At 65.1% G+C, this 23,812-nt stretch carries 19 protein-coding genes; 13 read left to right on the top strand and 6 right to left on the bottom strand.

From position 1 onward, the window contains the following. Positions 1 to 213: 213 nt before the first annotated feature. Positions 214 to 1,101: a threonine/homoserine exporter RhtA gene (gene rhtA / locus AC1RCO_RS26890; RefSeq protein WP_492618219.1), complete on the top strand. Its 888-nt coding sequence runs from the start codon at positions 214 to 216 to the stop codon at positions 1,099 to 1,101. A 158-nt stretch (positions 1,102 to 1,259) separates the two neighbouring features. Continuing rightward, positions 1,260 to 1,541, top strand: coding sequence for a hypothetical protein (locus AC1RCO_RS26895; protein WP_457820017.1), 282 nt, complete (start codon positions 1,260 to 1,262; stop codon positions 1,539 to 1,541). A gap of 9 nt (positions 1,542 to 1,550) precedes the next feature. Here AC1RCO_RS26895 and AC1RCO_RS26900 read toward each other — a convergent pair whose 3' ends face one another. Next, positions 1,551 to 2,120: a TetR/AcrR family transcriptional regulator gene (locus tag AC1RCO_RS26900; RefSeq protein WP_011062424.1), complete on the bottom strand. Its 570-nt coding sequence runs from the start codon at positions 2,118 to 2,120 to the stop codon at positions 1,551 to 1,553. Positions 2,121 to 2,213: 93 nt separating this feature from the next. Here AC1RCO_RS26900 and AC1RCO_RS26905 point away from each other — a divergent pair, with 93 nt between their 5' ends. After that, positions 2,214 to 2,954: an SDR family oxidoreductase gene (locus AC1RCO_RS26905; RefSeq protein WP_183001558.1), complete on the top strand. Its 741-nt coding sequence runs from the start codon at positions 2,214 to 2,216 to the stop codon at positions 2,952 to 2,954. Positions 2,955 to 2,991: 37 nt separating this feature from the next. Continuing rightward, positions 2,992 to 3,588: a 2-hydroxychromene-2-carboxylate isomerase gene (locus AC1RCO_RS26910; protein ID WP_011062426.1), complete on the top strand. Its 597-nt coding sequence runs from the start codon at positions 2,992 to 2,994 to the stop codon at positions 3,586 to 3,588. A gap of 84 nt (positions 3,589 to 3,672) precedes the next feature. On the opposite strand, the gene AC1RCO_RS26915 is transcribed toward AC1RCO_RS26910, so the two are convergent. The 4 genes from AC1RCO_RS26915 to AC1RCO_RS26930 form a co-directional block, all read right to left on the bottom strand. Beyond that, positions 3,673 to 5,481 carry an aminopeptidase P family protein gene (locus AC1RCO_RS26915; protein ID WP_015636465.1) on the bottom strand — a complete coding sequence of 603 codons (1,809 nt, stop codon included), beginning with the start codon at positions 5,479 to 5,481 and terminating at the stop codon, positions 3,673 to 3,675. A gap of 55 nt (positions 5,482 to 5,536) precedes the next feature. Continuing rightward, positions 5,537 to 6,706, bottom strand: a complete 1,170-nt coding sequence (locus AC1RCO_RS26920; RefSeq protein WP_053159622.1) for a cysteine desulfurase family protein — start codon at positions 6,704 to 6,706, stop codon at positions 5,537 to 5,539. Between the two features lie 210 nt (positions 6,707 to 6,916). Next, positions 6,917 to 7,531: a LysE family translocator gene (locus tag AC1RCO_RS26925; protein ID WP_015636467.1), complete on the bottom strand. Its 615-nt coding sequence runs from the start codon at positions 7,529 to 7,531 to the stop codon at positions 6,917 to 6,919. A 102-nt stretch (positions 7,532 to 7,633) separates the two neighbouring features. Continuing rightward, on the bottom strand, positions 7,634 to 7,894 hold the full coding sequence (locus AC1RCO_RS26930) for a hypothetical protein (RefSeq protein ID WP_019092950.1): 261 nt from the start codon (positions 7,892 to 7,894) through the stop codon (positions 7,634 to 7,636). Between the two features lie 400 nt (positions 7,895 to 8,294). Between AC1RCO_RS26930 and msuE the strand changes: the two genes are divergently transcribed. The 4 genes from msuE to AC1RCO_RS26950 all read left to right on the top strand — a co-directional run bounded on the left by msuE (position 8,295) and on the right by AC1RCO_RS26950 (position 12,454). Continuing rightward, positions 8,295 to 8,858, top strand: a complete 564-nt coding sequence (gene msuE, locus AC1RCO_RS26935) for an FMN reductase (RefSeq protein WP_015636469.1) — start codon at positions 8,295 to 8,297, stop codon at positions 8,856 to 8,858. 9 nt (positions 8,859 to 8,867) lie between these two features. Further along, on the top strand, positions 8,868 to 10,007 hold the full coding sequence (ssuD, locus tag AC1RCO_RS26940) for an FMNH2-dependent alkanesulfonate monooxygenase (protein WP_011062432.1): 1,140 nt from the start codon (positions 8,868 to 8,870) through the stop codon (positions 10,005 to 10,007). A 134-nt stretch (positions 10,008 to 10,141) separates the two neighbouring features. After that, on the top strand, positions 10,142 to 11,329 hold the full coding sequence (locus AC1RCO_RS26945; RefSeq protein WP_011062433.1) for an acyl-CoA dehydrogenase family protein: 1,188 nt from the start codon (positions 10,142 to 10,144) through the stop codon (positions 11,327 to 11,329). Between the two features lie 24 nt (positions 11,330 to 11,353). Beyond that, complete coding sequence (locus AC1RCO_RS26950) at positions 11,354 to 12,454, top strand: sigma-54 interaction domain-containing protein (protein WP_011062434.1); 1,101 nt, start codon at positions 11,354 to 11,356, stop codon at positions 12,452 to 12,454. On the opposite strand, the gene AC1RCO_RS26955 is transcribed toward AC1RCO_RS26950, so the two are convergent. Next, positions 12,451 to 12,816, bottom strand: a complete 366-nt coding sequence (locus AC1RCO_RS26955) for an antibiotic biosynthesis monooxygenase (RefSeq protein ID WP_011062435.1) — start codon at positions 12,814 to 12,816, stop codon at positions 12,451 to 12,453. The two genes, AC1RCO_RS26950 and AC1RCO_RS26955, sit on opposite strands and share 4 nt — an antisense overlap. A gap of 108 nt (positions 12,817 to 12,924) precedes the next feature. Between AC1RCO_RS26955 and soxR the strand changes: the two genes are divergently transcribed. The 5 genes from soxR to AC1RCO_RS26980 all read left to right on the top strand — a co-directional run bounded on the left by soxR (position 12,925) and on the right by AC1RCO_RS26980 (position 23,800). Further along, entirely contained in the window at positions 12,925 to 13,398 is a 474-nt protein-coding gene (gene soxR / locus AC1RCO_RS26960) for a redox-sensitive transcriptional activator SoxR (RefSeq protein ID WP_065365507.1), read from the top strand. Between the two features lie 258 nt (positions 13,399 to 13,656). Further along, entirely contained in the window at positions 13,657 to 15,495 is a 1,839-nt protein-coding gene (locus AC1RCO_RS26965) for an AAA family ATPase (RefSeq protein WP_194237998.1), read from the top strand. After that, positions 15,492 to 16,136 (top strand): 4Fe-4S cluster-binding domain-containing protein, encoded by a 645-nt coding sequence (locus AC1RCO_RS26970; protein ID WP_019092947.1) that lies wholly within the window; start codon positions 15,492 to 15,494, stop codon positions 16,134 to 16,136. Before AC1RCO_RS26965 ends, AC1RCO_RS26970 begins: the two co-directional genes overlap by 4 nt. Positions 16,137 to 16,151: 15 nt before the next feature. Continuing rightward, positions 16,152 to 22,469, top strand: coding sequence for an AAA domain-containing protein (locus AC1RCO_RS26975; RefSeq protein WP_492618220.1), 6,318 nt, complete (start codon positions 16,152 to 16,154; stop codon positions 22,467 to 22,469). Beyond that, the gene (locus AC1RCO_RS26980) at positions 22,466 to 23,800 is read left to right on the top strand and encodes a hypothetical protein (protein WP_492618221.1); all 1,335 of its coding nucleotides are present in this window, start codon (positions 22,466 to 22,468) and stop codon (positions 23,798 to 23,800) included. Before AC1RCO_RS26975 ends, AC1RCO_RS26980 begins: the two co-directional genes overlap by 4 nt. Positions 23,801 to 23,812 lie beyond the last annotated feature (12 nt).

Consider the following 23,812-nt stretch of genomic DNA (forward strand, 5'->3'; position numbering starts at 1 on the left):
TTTCGACTGCGCCGGAAGTGGGGCGAATTATAGACCTGTAGAATCTGCCGTCAAGGGTTAATTTGCATTTTCTATGATCAGCCGCAAAACAGCCCATTCGCAGCTTCTATATAGAGGCGTAAAAAAGACCATGCGCACTATATTGCTCATCCGTGATTAGTTGAGCATCATGTTCCAGGTGCACCTCCCCCAACACTCTGGATGACCCCTTGCATGAATGACCAACCGCGCAGCCTTGCCTCGACCCTGTTTCCGGTGGGGCTGCTGCTTATTGCCATGGCCTCGATTCAGTCAGGAGCCTCACTGGCCAAGAGCATGTTCCCAATCGTTGGCGCACAAGGAACCACAACCCTGCGGCTGATTTTCGCCAGCATCATCATGCTGCTTCTATTAAGACCCTGGCGCGCCAAGTTCACCACCAACACCCTGCGCACCGTGATCATCTACGGCATGGCCCTGGGCGGCATGAACTTCCTCTTCTATATGTCCCTCAGGAGTGTCCCTCTGGGCATCGCCGTCGCCCTCGAGTTCACAGGCCCCCTGGCAGTCGCCATCTATGCGTCACGCAAGGCCATAGACTTCCTGTGGATCGCTCTGGCGATCGTCGGGCTGCTACTGCTTATTCCCACCGGAGCCACAGAAACAGCCATCGACCTGGTCGGTGCAGGCTATGCACTGGGGGCCGGGGTCTGCTGGGCGCTGTACATACTCTTCGGACAGAAGGCCGGAGCCGAGAACGGCATTCAGACCGCCGCCCTGGGCGTCATGATTGCTGCTCTCTTTGTTGCACCCATAGGCATAGTCCATGCCGGCGCCGCACTACTGACCCCCTCCATGATCCCGGTTGCCCTGGGAGTCGCCATCTTGTCCACAGCCCTCCCCTATAGCCTGGAGATGGTTGCCCTGACTCGCATGCCAGCCCGTACCTTCGGCACCCTGATGAGTATCGAGCCCGCTTTCGGCGCGCTTTCCGGCCTGTTGTTCCTCCACGAGTACCTGTCCCTGTCCCAGTGGACGGCAATCGCCTGCATCATCCTGGCTTCCGTAGGCGCCACCATGACCATGCGCCGCGAGGCCAAACCAATAGTTGCAGTTGATTGAGATTCAACTCTGGTAATTGGTGCTCATTTAGGCCATGTTTAGCCGGCTACTCAACGTCGCCCAGGGAGTTGCCGGACAGGGATATCGCACACGCAAAAGACGACAGGTAATGCAGTCACACTCGGACGCCAGATCCGGGGCTAGCGATAAGGACGGGGATGAAACGATTTTTGATACTGTTGGCCGTACTTGCAATTGCAGGCTGCGCGGCTACCGCGAAAACCGAAGTCAAACGGGGCAAGAAAGGACTCCACATCAACTGCTCGGGTTTATCTTCTTCCTGGGAAAAGTGCTACACCAAGGCGACTGAGTCCTGCGGCCCCAAAGGCTACAAGCTCATCGCCAAGTCCGGTGATGCCGTGGAAGACCCAGGCGACTACCCCTTCGGCCTGAACCCTGCCGGCTACACCAGCCGCAGCATGATCGTCATCTGCAAATAGCCTTGCCGGTCAACTTGCGGGCAGCCGCTCCAGCTGCCCGATGATCTGCTCATGGCTGGACGCCAGTACCTGATGCTGAATGGCGGGGTTCACCAGCATTCGCGCTACCACCAACGCGCCAACGCACTGGGACAGGATCGACCAGGCCAGGCTTTCGCTGCCCAGAGTCTGCGCCCAAGCCTGGTGCAAGCGGCATATCCAGTCCTGCGCCTCCTGCCGCACCTCTAGGCTCCCCCGGGCAATCTCCGCCCCCAATGCCGGCAGTGCGCAGCCAGCACCCGGCTGTTGCAGATGCGCCACGCTCAAGTACTGCTTCAGACAGCGACGCAACTTCTCCTGATTCTGCTGCCCCTCCCCGCCCAGGCGCGCCAGGCTCTGGCTCAACTCGCGCTCGACAATCGAGCTGAACAATTCGTCCTTGGAGGTGAAGTGGCTATAGAAAGCCCCGCCACTCAGGCCAATGGCTTTCATCAAGGCATCCACCCCCACAGTGGAAAATCCTTCGTTCTTGGCCTGCGCCGCGCTGCTTTGCAGCAGACGCTCGCGGGTTTCCTGCTTGTGACTGGCTGAATAACGCATTCCCTGACGGGCTCCCAAGTTTTCTTGACGACGGAAAAATCATAGCATAACGTTCGTTTAGTTAACGATCGTTTACCAAAGAGCGAACCTCCCATGACTGCAACCTTGAACAAGAACAAAGTCGTACTGGTAGTGGGTGCCGGCGACGCGACCGGCGGTGCCATTGCCAAGCGTTTCGCCGCCGAAGGCTTTGTTGCCTGCATGACCCGCCGCAGCGCGGACAAACTGCAACCCCTGGTGGACGCCATCCAGCAGTCCGGCGGCCAGGCCCATGGTTTTGGCTGTGATGCACGCAAAGAGGAGGACGTGATCGCACTGATCGAGCAGATCGAAACCCAGATCGGCCCTATCGAGGCCTTTGTCTTCAATATTGGCGCCAATGTGCCCTGCAGCATTCTTGAAGAAACCGCACGCAAGTATTTCAAGATCTGGGAAATGGCCTGCTTTTCGGGCTTTCTCAATGCCCGGGAAGTGGCCAAGCGCATGGCCAAGCGCCAACGCGGCACTATTCTGTTCACCGGCGCCACCGCAGGCGTACGCGGTGCCGCCGGCTTTGCCGCCTTCGCCGGGGCCAAGCACGGCATTCGCGCCCTGGCCCAGAGCATGGCGCGGGAACTGGGCCCCCTGAACATCCATGTCGGCCATGTCATCGTCGACGGTGCCATCGACACCGATTTCATCCGTACCAGCTTTCCCGAAAAATACGCCCTCAAGGACCAGGACGGCATCCTCAACCCCGAGCATATCGCCGAAAACTACTGGTACCTGCACAGCCAGCCCCGGGACGCCTGGACCTTCGAGCTGGACCTGCGCCCGTGGAACGAACGCTGGTAAGGCCTTCTCCAATAACAACAATCAAGGAGTCTGAAACATGAGCAAAAAGGTGGAGTTCTTCTTCGACCTGGGCAGCCCTACCTCATACCTGGCCTATACCCAACTGCCAAAAATCTGCGCCGAAACCGATAGCCAGCTGGTGTATCAGCCCATGCTGCTGGGCGGGGTCTTCAAGACCACCGGCAACGCCTCCCCCATCAGTGTTCCCGCCAAGGGCCGGTATATGCTGCACGACCTGGCGCGCTTTGCCCGGCGCTATGGGGTGGAGCTCAACTTCAATCCGCACTTTCCCATCAATACCCTGCTGCTGATGCGCGCCACCACCGGGGTTCAACTGCGCCTGCCGGAACGTTTCGGTGAATTCCTCGACTGCCTGTTCCGTGCGCTCTGGGTGGACAAACGCAACCTCAACGACCCGGCCACCATCACCCAGGTCCTGGAACAAGGTGGCTTCGACCCGCAGCAGATCCTCGACCTGAGCAATGACGAAGAGGTCAAGGCCGCCCTCAAGGACAAGACCGAACAGGCGTTGCAAAAAGGGGTGTTCGGCGCGCCCAGCATGTTCGTGGGAGACGAACTGTTCTTTGGCCAGGACCGCCTGGATTTCGTCCGCGAAGCCTTGAACGCGCCGTAACCTGCCCTGTCCCTGGCAGCGGCCGCGCCATTGCCAGGAACCCATCGCGTGACGTCACCCGCCTTGCGCGGGTGACATCTTTCCTCAGATAGCCGCAGTACGAACCTGCAACCACTCCAGGGCCGGGCCCTCCAGCAGCGGGCTGAGGCGCCGGCGGACTTCAGCGTGATAGCCGTTGAACCATTCGCGCTCATCCTCGGTGAGCAGCGATGGCTCCAGGCAACGGGTATCGATCGGGCACAGGGTGAGGGTTTCGAAGTTCAGAAACTCACCGAACTCGGTCTTGCCCGCCTCACGGTTGAGCGCCAGGTTCTCGATTCGTACGCCCCAGCGGCCAGGGCGGTAGGTCCCGGGTTCGATCGAAGTGATCATCCCCGGTTGCATCGCGGTCTGCGGCGTCGCTGCGGCCTGATAGGCAATCACCTGCGGGCCTTCGTGAACGTTGAGAAAATAACCAACGCCATGCCCGGTGCCGTGCCCGTAGTCCACACCTTCGGCCCAGATCGGCGCCCGGGCGATGGCATCCAGCAACGGCGACAGAATGCCCCGCGGAAACTGCGCCCGGGACAGCGCGATAACGCCCTTGAGCACCCGGGTGCAATCGCGCTTCTGCTCGGCACTCGGCGTCCCCACCGGCACCATGCGCGTGATATCGGTGGTGCCCCCCAGGTACTGGCCGCCGGAATCGATCAGCAACAGGCCATCACCCTCGATCACCGCATGCTCTTCAGGCGTGGCGTGGTAATGGGGCATGGCGCCGTTGGCGTTGAACGCAGCAATGGTATTGAAGCTTAGCGAGACATAACCCGGGCGCCGTTCACGGGCGGCCGTCAGGCGCTCATCAATGGTCAGCTCGGTAATGCGTTCACGCCCCAGGGCGCTGTCCAGCCAGGCGAAGAATTCGCAGAGTGCCGCGCCATCCTGCTCCATGGCCTGGCGAATGTGCTCGGCGTCCGCCAGGCTCTTGCGCGACTTGGCCAGGGTGGTGGGGTTGAGCCCCTCCAGCAGCTTCACCCCGGGGTTCAGGTGCTCCAGCAAGCCCGCGGTGACGCGCGCCGGGTCGATCTGCAACGCTACGCCTTCCGGCACTGCCTGCAAGGCCGCGGACACCTCTGAATAGTCGCGCAGGCTGACGCCATCCACCTCCAGTTGCGCGCGCAATGCCTCATCGACCTTGCTCAAGGCCACGAACAAGGTCGCCTGCTGCTGGCTGATCAGGGCAAAGGAGACAAACACCGGGTTGAAGGACACATCGGCGCCGCGCAGGTTGAACAGCCAGGCAATGTCATCGAGGGTAGCGATGAAATGCCAGTCGGCGCCACGCTCCTTGAGAGTTGCGCGCAACGCCGCAAGCTTCTCGACCCGGCTCTGGGTGGCCTGGGGCGGCAGATGCTGATAGACCGGCTGATCGGGCAATGACGGGCGGTCGTCCCAAGCTTCTTGTAGCAGGTCGATATCGGTACGCAAGCTGGCCCCGCGTTCCTGCAGCTTGCTGCCCAGGGTACGGGCCGAAGCCAGGGCCATGACCGCGCCGTCCACCGCCACCACCGCACCTTGCGGGGTCTGTTCGGCCAGCCAGTCCAGGGGCCCGGGCTGGCCCGGTTGCAACTTCACCAGTTCGATGCCGCTGCCCTTGAGTTCCTTGGTGGCCTGCTCCCAGTAACGGCTGTCGGCCCATACGCCGGCAAAGTCAGCGGTCACGATCAAGGTCCCGACCGACCCATGAAACCCCGACAGCCACTGGCGCCCTTGCCAGTAGCCCGGCAGGTATTCCGACAGGTGCGGGTCGGCCGAGGGCACCAGCAAGGCGTGAATGCCTTCGCGGCTCATCAGCTGACGGACATGCGCCAAGCGCTGGGGGACCACTCCATTGGTCGAAGGCTGGGTACTCATTGTGTCTCCTTAACCGGCTTAATCATTGTTATGGAAGATCGAAGTCACTCGACCCTCAAGGTTGTGTTGTGGCCCAGAACGCAGGGGCTGAGGCGGTCGCCGCCTGGATCAGTTGAGCGGCGCGATCCACATCCTGTTCGCAGGTGAAACGCCCGAGGCTCAAGCGGATGGTCCGTGCGGCCTGCCCGGCATCATGCCCCAGCGCCAGCAATACATGGGAAGGCGCATTGCTTGCCGAGTTGCAGGCCGAAGTCGCGGAAAAGGCCAGGGCCGCGCCCAACGCCGCCCCATCAAAACCTCCCTCGGTGAAGGTCAGGCTCAGGGTGTGGGGAATGCGCTGGGTGACACTGCCATTCAAGCGCAGGCCGGCGATACCCGCCAGTTGCTCCAGCAGGCGCCCGCGCAGACGCACGATGGCGGCGGTTTCTTCCTCGAACAGTTCGCCGGCCAGGGCGAAGGCGGCGCCCATGGCCGCGATCTGGTGGGTGGCCAGGGTTCCGGAGCGCAAGCCGCCCTCATGGCCGCCGCCATGAATCTGCGCCTGCACGTGTTGCTGCGCCCGCGGCCCGACATACAGCGCGCCGATGCCCTTGGGGCCATATAGCTTATGGGCCGAGAACGACATCAGGTCCACCGGCCACCGGGCCAGATCGATGGCCACCTTGCCCGCACCCTGGGCGGCATCCACATGCAACAGGGCGCCACGCTCACGCACCACCTGGCCAATGGCCGGAATGTCGTTGAGGGTGCCCAGTTCGTTGTTCACCAGCATCAGCGACACCAGGAAGGTGTCGTCGCGCAGGGCTTCGCTGACCGCTTGCGCGGTGATCAGGCCATCGGCATCCGGCACCAGGTAGGTCACTGCGACCCCGGCCTCCTGCAGTTGCCGGGCGGTGTCGAGCACCGCCTTGTGTTCGATCTGGCTGGTGATGACATGGCCGCCGCTCACGCCCCGGGCCTGCATCACCCCCTTGAGGGCCAGGTTGTTGGATTCGGTAGCGCCGGAGGTCCAGACAATCTGCTCGGGCTGCGCGCCGACCAGTTGTGCCACTTGTTGCCGGGCGCGCTCGACGTAACCCCGCGCTTCCCGGCCAAAGGCGTGTGAACTGGACGCCGGATTGCCGAAATGGGCGTTGAAACCCAGGCACTCCAGCATGACCTGAATGACTCGCTCATCCACCGGCGTGGTGGCGGCGTAGTCGAAATAAAGAGGACGCTTGTTCATGACTGAAAACCCGCAGAGCTTGTTCCAGGGTCGGCATATGCTGGCAAAAAGGCGAGGCAGCCACGCGCCGTGTATAGGCGGCGCGGCAAATGCTGGCCTTGAGCAATACCCGATCGGATGCAGTTAAAGAAGAACATCTTCGTTTAAAAGTGCGTAGGAACGCTCCTGCATCGCAGCTTACAGGCTCGAGGCAGCGCCATGAAGCGCCGTTCAACTCATCTTTTCGAACAACAGCGGTGCCAGGGAAAGCACCAGCAAGGCAGCCATCAACAGATTGAACAGGCGCAACCAGCGCGGGTTGCGCAACACATTGCGCAGCAGGCTGCCGCACGCAGCCCAGAGGCTCACCGTGGGCGCATTGATCAGCGCGAACACCGCGGCAATCACCAGCACATTGGTGAAGTAGCCCTGCAACGGGGTGTAGGTACTGATGGCCCCCACTGCCATGACCCAGGCCTTGGGATTGACCCACTGGAACGCCGCGGCGCCCCAATAGCCCAGCGGCCGGCCATGGTGCTGCTGTTCATCGGACAGCGGCCCGGAACGGGCAATCTTCCACGCCAGGTACAAAAGGTACGCTGCGCCAACGTAGCGCAGCACGCTGTACAGCAGCGGGTAGGCCTCGAACACCGCGCCCAGGCCCAGGCCGACCGCCAGCACCAGGACAAAGAAGCCGCAGCTGATGCCGAGGATGTGGGGAATGGAACGGTTGAAGCCGAAGTTCACCCCCGAGGCCAGCAACATAGTGTTGTTGGGACCGGGCGTGATGGAAGTGACCAGGGCAAACAGGGCGAAGGCCAACAGCAGGTCAGGGGAAAGGCTCATGGGGGCAAGGTCCGGGGCAGGTCGATCAGGCCTCGACCCTAACCCAGCCTCAGGCTGAAACCCACGGACAGTTGCTGAAAACTTGGACCAGTACAGTTCTTCTCAACTGGCAGGTTGATGGCGACTGATATTGCGCTGCGCACTCATTTCACCCTGGCTGTCGAAGCTCGCCGGGCGGCCCAGCAACTCGGCCTTTTTCTGCTGGTATTCATCGAAGGACAAACCGCGCCGGTTCAACGCCTCCATAGCCAGCTCCCGGGTTTCCTGCGCGGTATAGGGCCGCAACTCCGGTGCACCGGGGCTGGCACAACCGGCCAGCACACTGGAAACCAACAACAGCAAGACAGCAGAGAAAGCCTTCATGGCGAGCACCTGGGGCGGGTTGCGAACAATGGACACAGGCTACTCGCGCGCCATCAGCGGCAAAAATCACCCTGCTCGATAGTGGCTATCGATCGTTCCAAGGCCAGGGCGCTGCTCACCCTTATATTCCATAAAGCTCTATAAATATGAAAACAAGCTCTTTTAAGGAATAACAACAAGCCTTTATAACAGTCCCATCTCGCCCGCCAACTGTTGCCAGAGCAACTGTTGGCCAGGCAACAGCCGATCAACAAAACAGCGGTTGGGCAACAGCACCCGGCAACTGCAGATCAGCGCAAAACCGCGCCGTACAAGGGCTGCAAGTCTTTGGTACAGCTCTTGCTCCAGAGCCCGGGACCTGCCACTGCTCGTTGAGCCACTGTTTAAAAAGGAACTGATCATGTCCCGCCCCTTGAACGTCGTAGCCCTTTCCGGTGGAACCTGGCGCCCATCGCGCACCCTGGTGCTGACCCAGGCCCTGCTGGCTGAACTGTCCGGGCACCTGTCCTTCAACGCCCACCTGATCGAACTGGGGGATATCGCCCGCCCGGTGGGTGCCGCCCTGTCGCGCCAGGAACTGCCGGCCGAGGTTGAAGCCGAACTTCAGGCCATCGAGAACGCCGACCTGCTGATCGTCGCCGCCCCGGTGTATCGCGGTTCCTATCCCGGCCTGCTCAAGCACCTGTTCGACCTGATCGATCTCAATGCCCTGATCGATACCCCGGTGCTGCTGGCCGCGACGGGTGGCAGCGAACGCCATGCCCTGGTTCTGGATCACCAGCTACGCCCACTGTTCAGTTTCTTCCAGGCCCTGACCCTGCCGATCGGCGTGTACGCCACCGAGGCCGACTTCAGCAATTACCAGATCACCAGCGACCTGCTCAAAGCGCGCATCCAGCTCGCCGCCGAACGGGCCGCGCCGCTGTTTCGCGCCCACCCGACCCACCTGCTGAAAATCGCCTGAGGAGCTGTCATGGATGTGTTCTGGTTTCTTCCGACCCACGGCGACGGCCATTTCCTCGGCACTGCCCAGGGCGCGCGCCCGGTCACCCTCAACTACCTCAAGCAAGTGGCCCAGGCCGCGGACAGCCTGGGCTATCACGGTGTGCTGATTCCCACCGGGCGCTCCTGCGAAGACTCCTGGGTGATCGCCTCGGCCCTGGTGCCCCTGACCGAACGCCTGCGCTACCTGGTGGCGATCCGCCCGGGGATCATCTCCCCCACGGTTTCCGCGCGCATGGCCGCGACCCTGGATCGGCTGTCCAACGGCCGCCTGCTGATCAACGTGGTCACCGGCGGCGACCCGGACGAAAACCGCGGCGACGGCAGCTTCCTCAGCCACAGCGAACGCTATGAAGTCACTGACGAATTCCTGCAGATCTGGCGTCGGGTGCTGCAAGGCGAAGCCGTGGACTTCGAAGGCAAGCACCTGCATGTGCAGAACGCCAAGGCGCTCTACCCGCCCGTGCAGAAGCCCTACCCGCCGCTGTACTTCGGCGGTTCCTCCGAGGCCGCTCATGAACTGGCGGCGGACCAGGTGGATGTCTACCTGACCTGGGGCGAGCCACCGGCGGCGGTGGCGCAGAAACTGGCCGACGTACGCGAACGTGCAGCGCGCAAGGGCCGCACGGTGAAGTTCGGCATCCGCCTGCATGTGATCGTGCGTGAGACCGAGGACGAAGCCTGGAAAGCCGCGGACAAGCTGATCGAGCACATCAGCGACGACACCATCGCCGCCGCCCAGCAGTCCTTTTCCCGCTTCGACTCCGAAGGCCAGCGGCGCATGGCAGCGCTGCACGGCGGGCGCCGCGACCAGTTGCAGATCGCCCCCAACCTCTGGGCCGGGGTCGGCCTGGTGCGCGGTGGCGCCGGTACCGCCCTGGTGGGCAACCCGCAGCAAGTGGCCGAGCGCATCAAGGAGTACGCGGACCTGGGAATCGAGAGCTTCATTTTCTCCGGCTACCCGCACCTGGAAGAAGCCTATCGCTTCGCCGAGCTGGTGTTCCCGCTGCTGCCGGAGCCCTATGCCAGCCTGGCCGGCCGCGGTGTCACCAACCTCACCGGGCCGTTCGGCGAAATGATCGCCAACGACGTGTTGCCCAACAGCCGCTGAAATCCCCAATGCTGTTGCAGGAGCCGGCTTGCCGGCGAAGGCGATCTTCCGGCCCGCTTCGCTGGCAAGCCAGCTCCTGCAGCTCGCAGCACCTTTTCCCGGCCGCCACAACGGCCACGAACGAGGAACACCGCGTGACTGCCAAACCGCAAAGCGCCCTGTTGTCCCCCCTGCAGACCGCCCGCCAACTGGCCGCCGAGTTTGCCCTGACCGCCGTCGAACGCGACGAGCGCGGCGGCACCCCCAAGGCCGAGCGCGACGCGCTGCGCCAAAGCGGCCTGCTGGCCCTGAGCATTCCCAGCCAGTTCGGCGGGCTCGGCGCGCCCTGGAGCGAGACGCTGAACATCGTCCGCGAATTCGCCCGGGTCGACAGCTCCATCGCCCATGTCTTCGGCTTCCACCACCTGATGCTGGCCACCGTGCGCCTGTTCGCCAAACCCGAACAGTGGCAACCCTGGTTCGAACAGACCGCACGCAAGAACTGGTTCTGGGGCAACGCCCTGAACCCACTGGACACCCGCACCGTGGTCCGGAACCTGGGGGGCTGGCGCGAGTTTTCCGGCAAGAAGAGCTTCTGCTCCGGTGCCAGCGACTCGGAAATGCTCATTGCCTCGGCAGTGGACGAAAGCAATGGCGGCAAGTTGCTGATCGCCGCGATCCCCAGTGGCCGCAGCGGCATCACCCTGCACCATGACTGGAACAACATCGGCCAGCGCCAGACCGATAGCGGCAGCGCCACCTTCGAACGGGTACGGGTGGAGGAGTCGGAACTGCTGCTGGACCCCGGCCCGCTGAGCACGCCATTCGCCTGCCTGCGCCCGCTGATCGCCCAACTGACCTTCACCCACATGTTCCTCGGCATCGCCGAAGGCGCCTTCGAAGAAGCCCGGCAGTACACCCTCGGCGAAACCCGGGTCTGGCATAAGTCCAGCGCCCAGGACGTGCGCCAGGACCCCTACATACTCAGCCACTACGGCGAATTCTGGGTCGCCCTGGAAGGCATCCGCCTGCTGGTGGAGCGGGCCGCCGCGCTGCTGGACCAGGCCTGGGCCAAGGGCCCGGCCCTCAGCGCCGAAGAGCGCGGGCACCTGGCCACGGCCATCGCCACCGCCAAGGTCGCCGCCAGCCGCCAGGGCCTGGAGCTGTGCAGCCGCCTGTTCGAAGTCACCGGCGCGCGCTCGACCCACGCCTCCCTGGGCCTGGACCGGCACTGGCGCAACCTGCGCACCCAGACCCTGCACGACCCGCTGGACTACAAGCTTCATGAGCTGGGCGACTGGGCGCTGAACCAGTCCCTGCCAACCCCGACTTTCTACTCCTAGCCTTCTGTTCGACGGAGAGTGCCGATGCAGCTTCTGACCCTACCCCCTTCGCCCGCCCTGGCGACCTCGATCCGCGCCACCGCCCAGGTGTTCGAGGACCCGAAATCCCAGGCCCTGCTGGCGCACCTGCAACAGGTGGCACCGAGCGAAGCCAGCGTGCTGATCATTGGCGAAACCGGGACCGGCAAGGAGCTGGTGGCGCGCCATATCCACAACCTCAGTGCCCGGCGCAACCGACCGTTCGTGGCGGTGAACTGCGGTGCCTTCTCCGAATCCCTGGTGGAGGCGGAACTGTTCGGCCATGAGAAAGGCGCCTTTACCGGCGCCCTCAGCGCCAAGGCCGGGTGGTTCGAAGAGGCCGACGGCGGCACCCTGTTCCTCGACGAGATCGGCGACCTGCCCATGGCCATCCAGGTCAAGCTGCTGCGGGTGCTGCAGGAGCGCGAAGTGGTGCGCCTGGGTTCGCGCAAGAGCATTCCCATCGATGTGCGCGTACTGGCCGCCACCAACGTGCAACTGGAAAAGGCCATCAACGCCGGGCATTTTCGCGAAGACCTGTATTACCGCCTGGACGTGGTCAGCCTGGAACTGAGCCCGCTGCGCGAGCGCCCCGGCGACATCCTGCCGCTGACCCGGCACTTCATCGAGGCCTACAGCCAGCGCCTGGGCTACGGCAGCATCAGCATCAGCCCCGAGGCCGAGCACAAGCTCAAGAGCTACAGTTGGCCGGGCAACATCCGCGAGTTGGAAAACGTCATCCACCACACCCTGCTGATCTGCCGCAACGGGGTGATCCAGCGCGACGACCTGCGCCTGTCCAACATGCGCATCGAACGCGCCGACGACAGCCACCCGAGCCACGACGACTCTGCCGAGGCCCTGCTGGAACGGGCCTTTGAAAAACTCTTCGCCGAACAGGCCGGGGCCCTGCACGAAAAGGTCGAGGATGCCTTGCTGCGCGCGGCCTACCGCTTCAGCCACTACAACCAGGTGCACACCGCCAACCTGCTGGGCCTGAGCCGCAACGTCACCCGGACCCGGCTGATCAAGATCGGCGAACTGGCGGTGAACAAGCGGCGCCCCATCGATGCGCCCAACGAGCGCACCCTGCAACTGTCGATCTAGCCCGGCAGGTCGCAGTGCAAGGCATTGTCGTGGCTACGGGCGATGCTGCTGCGCACCTGGAATGAACCGAAGGTCACGGTCTTGGCCTGGTGGGCGAGGATCAACTGCCAGAAATCCTGCTCGCCGTTCTCGAAGCGCCGGAACGCCGCTTCGCCGGCTTCCCGGGATTGCCATTGCAGGTAATTGAGCACCCGCCGGCCATCGTCGCTGGCCTGCACGCTGGCACTCAGAAAACCGCCATAGCCCTGGGCCAGGCGCTCGGTCTGCTCGGCCAGGGCCGATACCAGGGCCTGTTGCTGATGGGGCTCGATCTCGAACTCGATCAATTGGGTAAAGCTGCGGGTCTTTTCAAAGGCGCTCATGGATCACTCTCCACTGGGGGCAAACAGAATATTGCTGTTGAATGCGCCGCAGGGTAAAACCTCTAGTTAAGTCAAGGTCAAGCGTATTTTTCCTCCCGAGGTCCACTGATGATCGAACCCGACTCCCGTCATAAAGAGCTGAGCGTCGGCCAACTGTCGGCCCGCAGTGGCGTAGCCGTCACCGCGCTGCATTTCTACGAAACCAAGGGCCTGATCCACAGCCATCGCAACGCGGGCAACCAGCGCCGCTACCCACGTTCGGAGCTGCGCCGGGTGTCGCTGATCAAGGTGGCCCAGCGCCTGGGCATTCCCCTGGCAGAGATCGGCCAGGCCCTGGCGACCCTGCCCGCCGACCGCGCGCCCACTGCCGCGGACTGGCAGCGCCTGTCGGAACAGTGGAGCCGCGAACTGGACGAACGCATCCGCCAACTGAGCCTGCTGCGCGAGCGGCTGAACCAGTGCATTGGCTGTGGCTGCCTGTCCATGGAAGGGTGCCCGCTGCGCAACTATGGAGATGCCCTGGGAGACGCCGGCCCGGGCGCCCGCCTGCTGGAGCCCGACGCCGCCACCGACACCCCGTAGCCGGCTTCCCTCGTAGGGGCCGGCTTGCCGGCGAAGGCTGACTCTCGGGCCTCTTCGCTGGCAAGCCAGCTCCTACAGCCACATCGCCTTCATACCCGTAGGAGCCGGCTTGCCGGCGAAGGCGATCTCACGGGCATCTTCCCTCGCAAGCCAGATTCCCATTCAACGCTGACAGGTAAGAAAACCTGTGCAGCATCGTAAGTAAAAACGTCCCTATGCTAATGTCGCGTCCTGCTTCCTACGACGAGCTCCGCTTCCATGCCAAGGACTGCCTCCTTCGAAAAGCCACGCTGGCTGCGCGATCTGCTGCGCTTTCTACCCCTGAAAAGCCAATTCGTCCTGTCCGGCAACGTCCGCGACCTGCAAGCCAGTGAGGTGGCCCCCGGGGTCATTACCCCCCAGCCTTTCAACCTCAACCTGCGCGATGAACTGCTGGCAGCCGGCTATGCCCAGGTGCTGAGCTGGGATCCCCTTGGCGGCCTCAGGGTTTTGCTGCCCCCCGGCAGCGAGCCGGCCCAGGCCGACAACCTGCTGCGCGAGCTGGGCCTGACGCCGGTGGAAGGAGCGGCGCCGGCAGGCCTCGATCTGCTGGCGGCGACCTTGCCGCGCCTGGTGGAGCGCCAAGGCGCGCCCCTGGCCCTGATTGTCGATTTCGCTTCACGCCTGGTGATCCGCAACGACGCCCTGAGCGCCGCAGAACACCAGCTGTTCACCCAGGCCCTGGTGCTGTCCCACCAGGCCCGCAGCCGCCCGGCTGGGGAGCTGCGCACGCCGTTCTTCAACAGCATTCTCTGGGTGGTGGAAAAGGAAGGCGACCTGCCCGACTGGATGCTGATCGACAACCCACGCCTGCGGCCCATTCCCGTGTCCAAACCCGACCAGCAGGCCCGCCAGGCCCTGGCTCCGGCACTGTTGCGCGGCCTGCCCGGCGCCCAGGAGGCCAGCGAAGAAAGCCGCGACAGCGCGGTGCGGGCCTTCGTCGAAAACACCGAGGGCCTGCTGCTGCTCGACCTCAACGCGATCGTCCAGCTGGCCCGGGTCGAAGGCCTGGCCATGGAACGCATCGGCGATGCCGTACGCCGCTATAAAGTCGGGGTCACCGAAGACCCCTGGCTGAAGATCGACCGCCAGCGCATCCGCCAGGCCGACGGTTTCATCCGCCAGCGGGTCAAGGGCCAGGGCCACGCCGTGACCCACATGCTGGATATCGTCAAGCGCGCCATGACCGGGGTCGGCGCCAGCCGCAAGGGCAACCGGCCCCGGGGCGTGGCCTTTCTTGCCGGGCCCACCGGGGTCGGCAAGACCGAACTGGCCAAGACCATCACCAGCCTGCTGTTTGGCGATGAAAGCGCGTACATCCGCTTCGATATGTCGGAATTCAGCGCCGAACACGCGGACCAGCGCCTGGTAGGCGCGCCACCCGGCTATGTCGGCTACGACGTGGGCGGCGAACTGACCAACGCGATCCGCGAAAAACCCTTCAGCGTGGTGCTGTTCGACGAGATAGAAAAGGCTCACCCGCGGATCCTCGACAAGTTCCTGCAGATCCTTGATGACGGTGTGCTTACCTCAGGCCGGGGCGACCGGGTGTACTTCTCCGAGGCGCTGATCGTCTTCACCTCCAACCTGGGCATCTACCGCCAGGGCGACAACGGCGAGCGAGTCGCCAACGTCCAGCCCGGCGAAGCCTTCGAAGCGGTGCAAGGCAAGGTCCAGGGCGAGATCGAGCGCTATTTCAAACTGGTGCTCAACCGCCCGGAAATCCTCAACCGGATCGGCGAGAACATCATCGTCTTCGACTTCATCCGCCCGGACATCGCCGAGCAGATCTTCCAGCAGATGGTCGGCAATATCCTCGCCGACCTGGCGGCCCAGGCCCTGCATGTGCAGCTCGATGACGACTCGCTGCACAACCTGCGCCAGCTGTGCCTGCAGGACCTGTCCAACGGTGGCCGGGGCATTCGCAACCAGTTGGAGGCGCACCTGCTCAACCCCCTGGCCCGGGCCCTGTTCGACCAGGATGCGCAGCCCGGCCAATCCTTCGAAATCCGCCAACTGCAGGCCGGCGGCCTGCAACTGCTTGCCCGCGCCTCGTGAACATCAGCCTGTCGCGGGTGCACTTCCCGGTCACCACCCTGGGGCCGGGGCAGCGCCTGGGCCTGTGGTTCCAGGGGTGCAGCATCCGCTGTGCAGGCTGCATTTCCGCGGACACCTGGGGGCCGGGCAAGCACCCCTTGCCGTTGGCCCAGGTGCTGGACGACCTGCAACCCTGGTTGGCCCGGGCCGAAGGCATCACCCTGTCCGGCGGCGAGCCCTTCGACCAGCCCGAGGCGCTGCTGGCCCTGCTTCGAGGCCTGCGCGAGCGCACCGGGGTCGACATCCTGGTCTACAGCGGCCACTCCCTGGAAACCCTGCAACCGCTATTGCAACAAGCCGAAGGCCTGCTGGATGCATTGATCTGCGACCCCTTCGAGCAACAACAGGCGCAAACGCTGGTCCTACGGGGCAGCGACAACCAGCGCCTGATCTTCTTGACCGAGCTGGGCCGCCGGCGTCTGTCCACCTACCAGCGCCCGCTGCACCACGAAGACCGCGCGCTGGATGTGATGTTCGACGACGACGGCAGTGTCTGGATGGCTGGAATTCCCCGGCGTGACGACGTGCTGCGTCTGCGCGACCTGCTGCACGACCAGGGCCACCAACTCCAGATCAGCGCCCACACCTCACGCCGCCGTTAACCGGAACCGCTATCGATGATACGTTTTTGCCCCAATTGCCAGACTGAACGCCCACTGGCCGAAATTTTCTGTGAAGGCCAGGTAGACAACCGGGCCTGCGGCTGGGAACTTTCCGCCGAAGCGATTCATCCCGAAGGCTGGCGCCCACAACCGGTCATCACCCTCGAAGCGCTTGAGCCGCAGCCACCGGTCGCGGCGGACAGCGGCTCCCCCCTGCTCTGCGGCAACGGTCATGCCATGGCGGACGGCGACTTGATGTGCCTGGTCTGCGGCGCCGACCCGCTCGCCCCGGAGCAACAGCCACCCGCAGCGCCCCCAGCCGCCGACAGTGAAACCGTGATCGAAGGCTGGCGCCTGCTGCGCCAGATCAGCAGCGGCGGCGTGCGCGAGCGCTTTATCGCCGAGCACCGGGAAACCGCGCACCAGGCGGTGCTGACCCTGTACCAGGCCGGCGCCGAACCCGACCCGTCGGTGTACGAAGCCCTCAAGCGCCTGCCCCGGGAACACGTGCCGGAAATCATCCTCACCGGCCGCTGGGACGAGCGCGCCTTCGAAGTGGCCGAGGAACTCACCGGCGGCACCCTAGCCGACCTGGGGATCGTGGTCAGCGACAGGGCCGCGGTGCAGCACATCGTCCGTGAACTGGGCCAGGCCCTGCATGCCTTCAGCGAAGCCGGCCTGCGCCACCGCGACCTGCGCCCGGCCACCTTGCTGGTGCGCAGCCGCGAGCCCCTGGACCTGGTGATCAGCGGCTTCGGTTCGGCGCGGCTGTCGGAGTTCGACCTGGACATCGTCTCGCCCCTGGAAACCAGCCGCTACATGGCCCCCGAAGCCATTGCCGGGGGCGTAGCCGCAGCCTCCGACTGGTGGAGCCTGGGGATGATCCTGCTGGAACAACTGACCCAGGGAGAATGCTTCGCCGGCATCAATGCCAACGCCTACCTGATCCACATTCTGGCCAATGGCGTACTGCTGCCGGACGACCTCGACCCGCGCCTGGAACTGCTGCTGCGCGGCCTGCTGGCCCGGGACCGCCACCAGCGCTGGCAATGGCCCCAGGTGCAGGCCTGGCTCCAGGGCGAAAGCCCCAGCGTCCCGGCCTCGGTCGCCAGTGAAGAGGACGCCGAGGAAGGCGCCAGCATCGCCCTGGGCAGCCGGCGCTTTCGCCGGCCAGGGCCGTTCGCCCTGGCTGCCGCCGAAGTCGAACACTGGCCCCAGGCCCTGGATCATCTGCTGCGCGGGGTGATCGTCACCTGGGCCGAACAGGCCGGTTTGCCCGCACGGCAGCTGGCGGGCCTGCGCCAGGTGGCCCAGCACGAAGGGCTGGACGATGACACCCGGCTGATGCTCGCCTTGAAACTGCTGAACCCGGAAATGCCCCTGATCCAGCGCGGCGAGATCGTCACCCCCGGCTGGTTGCTGGAGCATCCCCTGGACGGTTACCGCTTGATCAGCGGCCCGACCCCGGACCTGCTGGAACGCCTGGAGACCGAGCACTGGCTGTCGCGGCTCAAGCTGCGGGCCGAACAGGTACGCCAGCGCGCCCAGCACCAGGCCATCGAACTGGACGAGGAGCAACTGCGCATCTACCTGCTCTCCAGCTCCCGCGCCCGTCTGGCCGCACAGTGGGAAGAACGCCAGCGCCTGCTGCCGGACAGCGAGCACAACGGCATCCTGTCCCTGGCGGACCGCCGCTCCATCAGCGAAGAAGACCTGATCGTGCTGCTCAGCGCCGCCATCGGGCAGTTCCGCTCGGTGGACGCAATCCTCGAAGAAGCCGCCACCCTGGCCCGCGAAGCCGTGGTCCTGAGCTTCGATGCGGCCAGTGCGCGTGCCCTGCTGGGGCTGCCGCGCCCGGCCTTGTACCGTGAAGTCGACGAGCGCATCAGCGGCTTTGCCCGTTGTGGCGTGCCGAGCGTCGATGAATGGGCCGAGCAGTTCCGCCTGGAACGCCGCATGCCCCTGGCCAGGGCCCTGGTGCTGCTGGCCATCGGCGCAGAGCAGTGGCTGGAGCCGCAAAAGCAGCACTACGTGTCGCAGATCCTCGACTTCTTCGAGAAGAAGGTCGCCAGCGTGGTGCTGCGCGGCCCGCTGGTGCGCATGAGCATCGGCAAGACCACCGCCCGGGTCGACCTCAACGAATTGCACAGTGAGCGCAGCCCGGCCCCGGCGCTGCTGGATCACCTGGTGGCGCGCAACGCCCAGCCCATCAGCCTCGACCCGGCGTGCTTCGCCGAAAACCTGCAGTTGGATGCACGGCTCAACAGCCTGTACCGCCAGAGTTCGCTGTACAAGCGCGACACCGGGATCGATGGCCTGTACCTGGGCTTCCCTTTCCTCCTGACCCGGGACGCGCGTGGCACCACTCGCACTCGCATCGCGCCGTTGCTGCTGTGGCCGGTCAAGCTGCTGCTGGAAGTCGGCAGCCGCGGCAAGGTGGCCCTGGTCTTCGACAGCGAGCGTGAAGAGGTGCGCCTCAATCCGGGGCTCGACACCTTGCTGGGCATCGATGCCGCCAAGCTCTGGCGCAAGGCCGCCGATGAACTGCTGGGGCGCTCGGCGCTCAAGGCCGCCGATGTCATGGACGCCTTCGGCATGCTGGCCACGGCCAGCTCCCGAGTGCTCGGCAGCCTGCCGCCGCCGAGCACCGAAGTGCAGCCCTACCAGGATCAACTGGCCTGTGCCGCCGTGCTGTTCCATGTGGCCTTCATGGGCCAGGCCATCGGCGAGGACCTGCGCCAGCTCAAGGCCCTGCCCCCCGGCGGCACCGGCCTGGAAACCGCCCTGCGCCTGAACCCCGTGGAGCCCGACAGCGGCGACAGCGCTGCCACCGCGCTCGCGCCTGAACTGCAGCGCTTCTTTACCGTGGCCAGCGACCCCTCCCAGGAAGCCGCGGTGCTCCAGGCCCGACAGGCCCCCGGACTGCTGGTGGAAGGTCCGCCCGGCACCGGCAAGAGCCAGACCATCGTCAACATGGTGGCCGACGCCATCGGCCGCCAGCGCAGCCTGCTGATCGTCTGCCAGAAGCACGCCGCCCTGGAAGTGGTGCACAAGCGCCTGGTGGCCGAAGGCCTGGGCAACCGGGTGGTGATGCTCAACGACATCAACCGTGACCGCGAACCGGTGATCCGCAGTGTCCGCGAACAGCTTGAGGCCCTGTTCAAGGACGATGCCGTCCAGCAACCCTGGCTGCACCAGCGTGAACGCCTGGCGGCACGCATCGAAGCCCTGGAGGGCGAACTGGATCGCTTCCACCAGAGCCTGCACCGCATTGATGAACACTGTGGCTTGAGCTACCGCCAGTTGATCGGCGAGCTGATCGGCCTGGAACAGGGGCCCGCGGCCCTGGATGTCCCGGTATTGCGCCAGCACCTGGCGGCCCTGGACATCGCCAGCCTGACCCGCCTGGAAGAGGCCTGCGCGCCGCTGATCCGCCTGTGGCTGCCGGCCCGCTATGAACACAGCGCCCTGGCCCAGCTCCAGCCCTTCCCCACCGACGCCGCCACGGTGCAAGCGTTCAACCAGGGCTTCGAGCGCCTGCTGAGCTGCGAGGAGCAGCGCCTGGAAACCCTGCAGGCACACCCGGCCGACTTCGAAGTCGACGACCCGGCGCCCTACCGCGCCTGGCTCGACCAGCACCTGCACAGCCTGCTGGGCCTGGACGATGAGCGTCGCCAACGGCTGGCACGCTGGCTCCCGCTGTTTCGTGGCAGCAACGGCCAGGCCGCAGAAGGCGACGGGCTGATCCAGGCCCTGCAGGCACTGGCTCAACAACTGGAACAGTGCGACGCCGCCGCTTACCAGGCCGACCTGGCGCCGGGCCTCAGCGCCCTGCCCGCGGCCCAACTGCGCACCCTGCAGCAACGCGCCCGCGCCGTTATCCAGGGTCGCTCCTGGCTGGCGCGGCTCAACCCGCTGCGCCTGATCCGCCAGCGCCAGTTGCTGGCCTTCCTCGCCGAACAGGGCGCCCCGGCCCAGCCGCAGCGCCTGCCGGAACTGCTGGCGGCGGCCCTGCTGGAAAGCCAGTGGCGGCCCTTGCGCGCGCAGTTGCAACACCTGCATCAGCAACTGAGCCTTGCACAAATCGCCAGCGATTGCGGCCCGGGCCTGCTGCCGCAGGTACGCCAGGACCTCGGGCAACTGCAAGAAATGCGCGCCCTGGCCATGACCCTGGCGCAAGCCCCCCGGGTGGAGCAGTTGGATGCGGTGGTACTGACCGGCGAGCGGCGCTCCCTGGACAGCCTGCTGGCCGGCTACGACGCCGCGTTTATCCGCCACAGCGTGCGCCAGGACAGCCTGAATGCCCTGCAGCGCCTGGATCAGTGGCTGCAACCCGAGCTGCTGGGCCAACTGCGCCAGCGCGTGGAGCACAACCAGGGCAATCAGTCGGCCCTCAACCGCCTGCGCGACGCCTTGCCGACCCTGAGCGCCTACCAGGCTTTCCGGGCCCGGGCCGGCCAGTTGTCGCCGGCGGACCTGGAGTTGCTGGTAGTCCTGCGCGATTACCAGGACGCGCTCGACGCCATTCCCGCCGAGCAACTGGAAGCCGTGGTGCGGCGCATGCTCAACCGCGAAGCGCGGCTGGGCTGGAAGCGCCAGATCGAACAACGCCAACCCGAGCTGATGCTCGAGCACAGCGAAACCGCGGCGAAGATCGCCAGCCTGGGCGAAGCCGACACCCAGATGCGCAACCTCAACCGTCAGTTGCTCAGTGAAGGCATCGAGCTGTCGCGCCTGGGCACCCGCAAACAGTGGGAGGACGTCACCCGCCTCACCGGACGGCGTTCGCGACGCTTGCGCGAGTTCATGGAAATGGGCGCCGGCCTGGGGCTGATGAGCCTGCGACCGGTGTGGCTGATGAACCCGGACGTAGCCAGCCGGGTGCTGCCGCTCAAGCCCGGGCTGTTCGATACGGTGATCTACGACGAAGCCTCGCAGATGCCGGTGGAGTTCGCCCTGCCGACCCTGTACCGGGGCCGAGTCACAGTGGTCAGCGGCGACGAGAAGCAGATGCCGCCCACCGCCTTCTTCTCCAGCCGGGTGGAAAGCGACGAGGCCGAACTGTTCGATGGCGACCAGCCGGACGCCGATGCCGACGAGGAACAACGGGAGGCCTTCGAAGACACCTGGAACCGCCGCGAAATCAAGGACTGCCCGGACCTGCTGCAACTGGCTCGCAGCTCGCTACCCTCCACCACCCTGCAGATCCACTACCGCTCGGCCTACCGCGAGCTGATCGGTTTCTCCAACGCCTCGTTCTACGGCAACCGCCTGAGCATCCCGGTACGCCATCCCCAGGCCAATATCCTCGCCATCAAGCCGCTGGAGCTGATCCGCGTGGACGGCGTCTACCAGCAGCAGGTCAACCCCGACGAGGCCGAACGGGTGGTCGACTACCTGGCCGAGCTCTGGCAGGCGCCCTATGCCGAACGCCCCTCGGTGGGGGTGGTGACCTTCAACCGCAAGCAGGCCGACCTGATCGAAGAGCGCCTGGAGCTGCGCGCCGAGCAGGACCCGGCGTTTCGTGCGGCCTACAGCCAGGAGCGCGAACGCAGCGAGGACGGCGAGGACATGTCGGTGTTCGTCAAGAACGTCGAAAACGTCCAGGGCGATGAACGCGACATCATCGTGTTCTCCTCGACCTTCGGGCGTAACAGCCAGGGCAGCTTCCGCCGCAACTTCGGGGTCCTGGGACAAACCGGCGGTGAACGCCGGCTCAATGTGGCGGTGACCCGGGCCCGGCGCAAAGTGGTGATGATCACCTCGATGCCGATTGCCGATATCTCCGACATGCTCACCACCCAGCGCCCACCCGCCAGCCCGCGGGACTACCTGCAAGGCTACCTGGAGTACGCCCGTGCCCTGTCGGCCGGTGAGTTCGCCAGCGGCCACAACCTGCTGGGGCGCCTGGTCACCGAGCGCCAGGATGCAAAGGTCCAGCACAACGCCCACAGCGACGGCTTCACCCAGGCGGTGGCGGCGTTCATCCGCACCCTGGGCTGGAGCCCGGTCAGCGCCAACGAAGGGGATGCCTTCGGCCTGGACTTTGCCATCGAGCATCCCGATACCGGGCTCTATGCCCTGGGCATCGAATGCGATACCCCGCGCCACGGCCTCCTGGCCCGCGCTCGCTCCCGGGAAATCTGGCGCCCTTCGGTGCTGCGCCGGGCCATTCCCCACCTGCACCGGGTCTCGTCGCAGGCCTGGTACCACGACCCGCAAAGCGAGCGCGCTCGCCTGCAGGCCGCCATCGAGCAGGCCCTGCAGCCGCTGGCCGGCGCCGATTCGGTGACGCAGCCCCAAGCCCTGGCAGACACGGAGCAAACCCCATGAGCGGCCCGAAAGTGGTGCGTATCGTCACCCGTGAAGAAATCCTGGAGATCTGCGCCGGCCACCTGCGGCGCCTGGAACAGGCGATTGCCCGCTGGGAAACACAAGCCCAGCGCCTGGGGCAACTGACCGAACAGGAACGGGCCGCCACCCACGAGCGGTTCAAACAGTTGCGCCAATTGATCGAGGCCGATCGCCTGCAGGACCTGCAAAAGCAGGTACCGATCGAGATCGAGTTCCTCAAGGACGATCTGCAACAACGGGAAAACCGCGCGGTGCAGCAAGCCACGCAACAGCGCCAACTGGCCCGCCGTCAGCGGGAAAACGCCGCCACCCTGCTGGGCGCCCTGCAAGGCAAGCCGCTCGCAGCCCAATTGCTGGAGCCGTTGCGGGCGATTGCCGATGGGCAGCCGGTGCCGGCTGTGGAGTCGATCCTGGCCCAGGGTTTCGCCAGCCTGGGGGCGGCAGTCGAAGAACAGGGCCTGAGCGAGGCCCAGCAGCAACTGGCCCGGCGCCTGCAAAGCGAAACCCCAACCCAGACCCTGGCGCAGTGGCGCGCCGCCCATGAGCAAGCGGAACCCAGACTGGAACGCATCGAGCAGCACATTGCCCAGTTGCTGACCCTTGATGATCAGGCCAGCGCCGAACCCTACCTGGCCAAGTTGCGCCAGATAGATGCAGAAACCCGCGTGCAGCAGCGCAACCTGCTGCTGGACAGCCTGGTGCTGGAGCTGGCCCAGGCCACCCGCGACAGCCAGGAGCGCCGCGCGCGCCTGGCGCGCCTTGAGGAACTGGCCAGCGAAGTGGCGACCTTGTGCCCCGCAACCGCCGAGAACGAGCTGGCCCAGGCCGGCCAATGCAGCCTGGCCCATATGGCGCCAGTGGACGGGCTGATTGCCCGTTTCAGTGCGCTGATCGAAGCCGAGCTGCAACAACGCGCCGCCCTGGCCCGCCGCCAGGCGGTACTCGAAGGGCTGGCCAGCCTGGGCTACGAAGTTCGCGAGGGCATGGCCACCGCGTGGGCCCAGGACGGCAGGGTGGTGCTGCGCAAGGGCGCCACTCCGGGTTATGGCGTGGAGGTGGGCGGCAATGCCGATAACGGCCGGTTGCAGGTACGCGCGGTAGCCCTCAGCGCCCAGCGCGATACCCAGCGCGACAAAGACATCGAGACCATCTGGTGCGGTGAGTTCCAGCGACTGCAAGCCCTGCTGGCGGCCCGTGGTGACGACCTGAGCATCGAGAAAGCCCTGGCCGTAGGGGCGGTGCCGCTCAGGGAGGTGCTGCTGGACGACACCCAGCAGCAATACCGGGAGCAGGCGCAACAGCGCACCTGACCCGCCTCCCCG

Source organism: Pseudomonas sp. GW823-FHT03E05 (assembly GCF_058796855.1).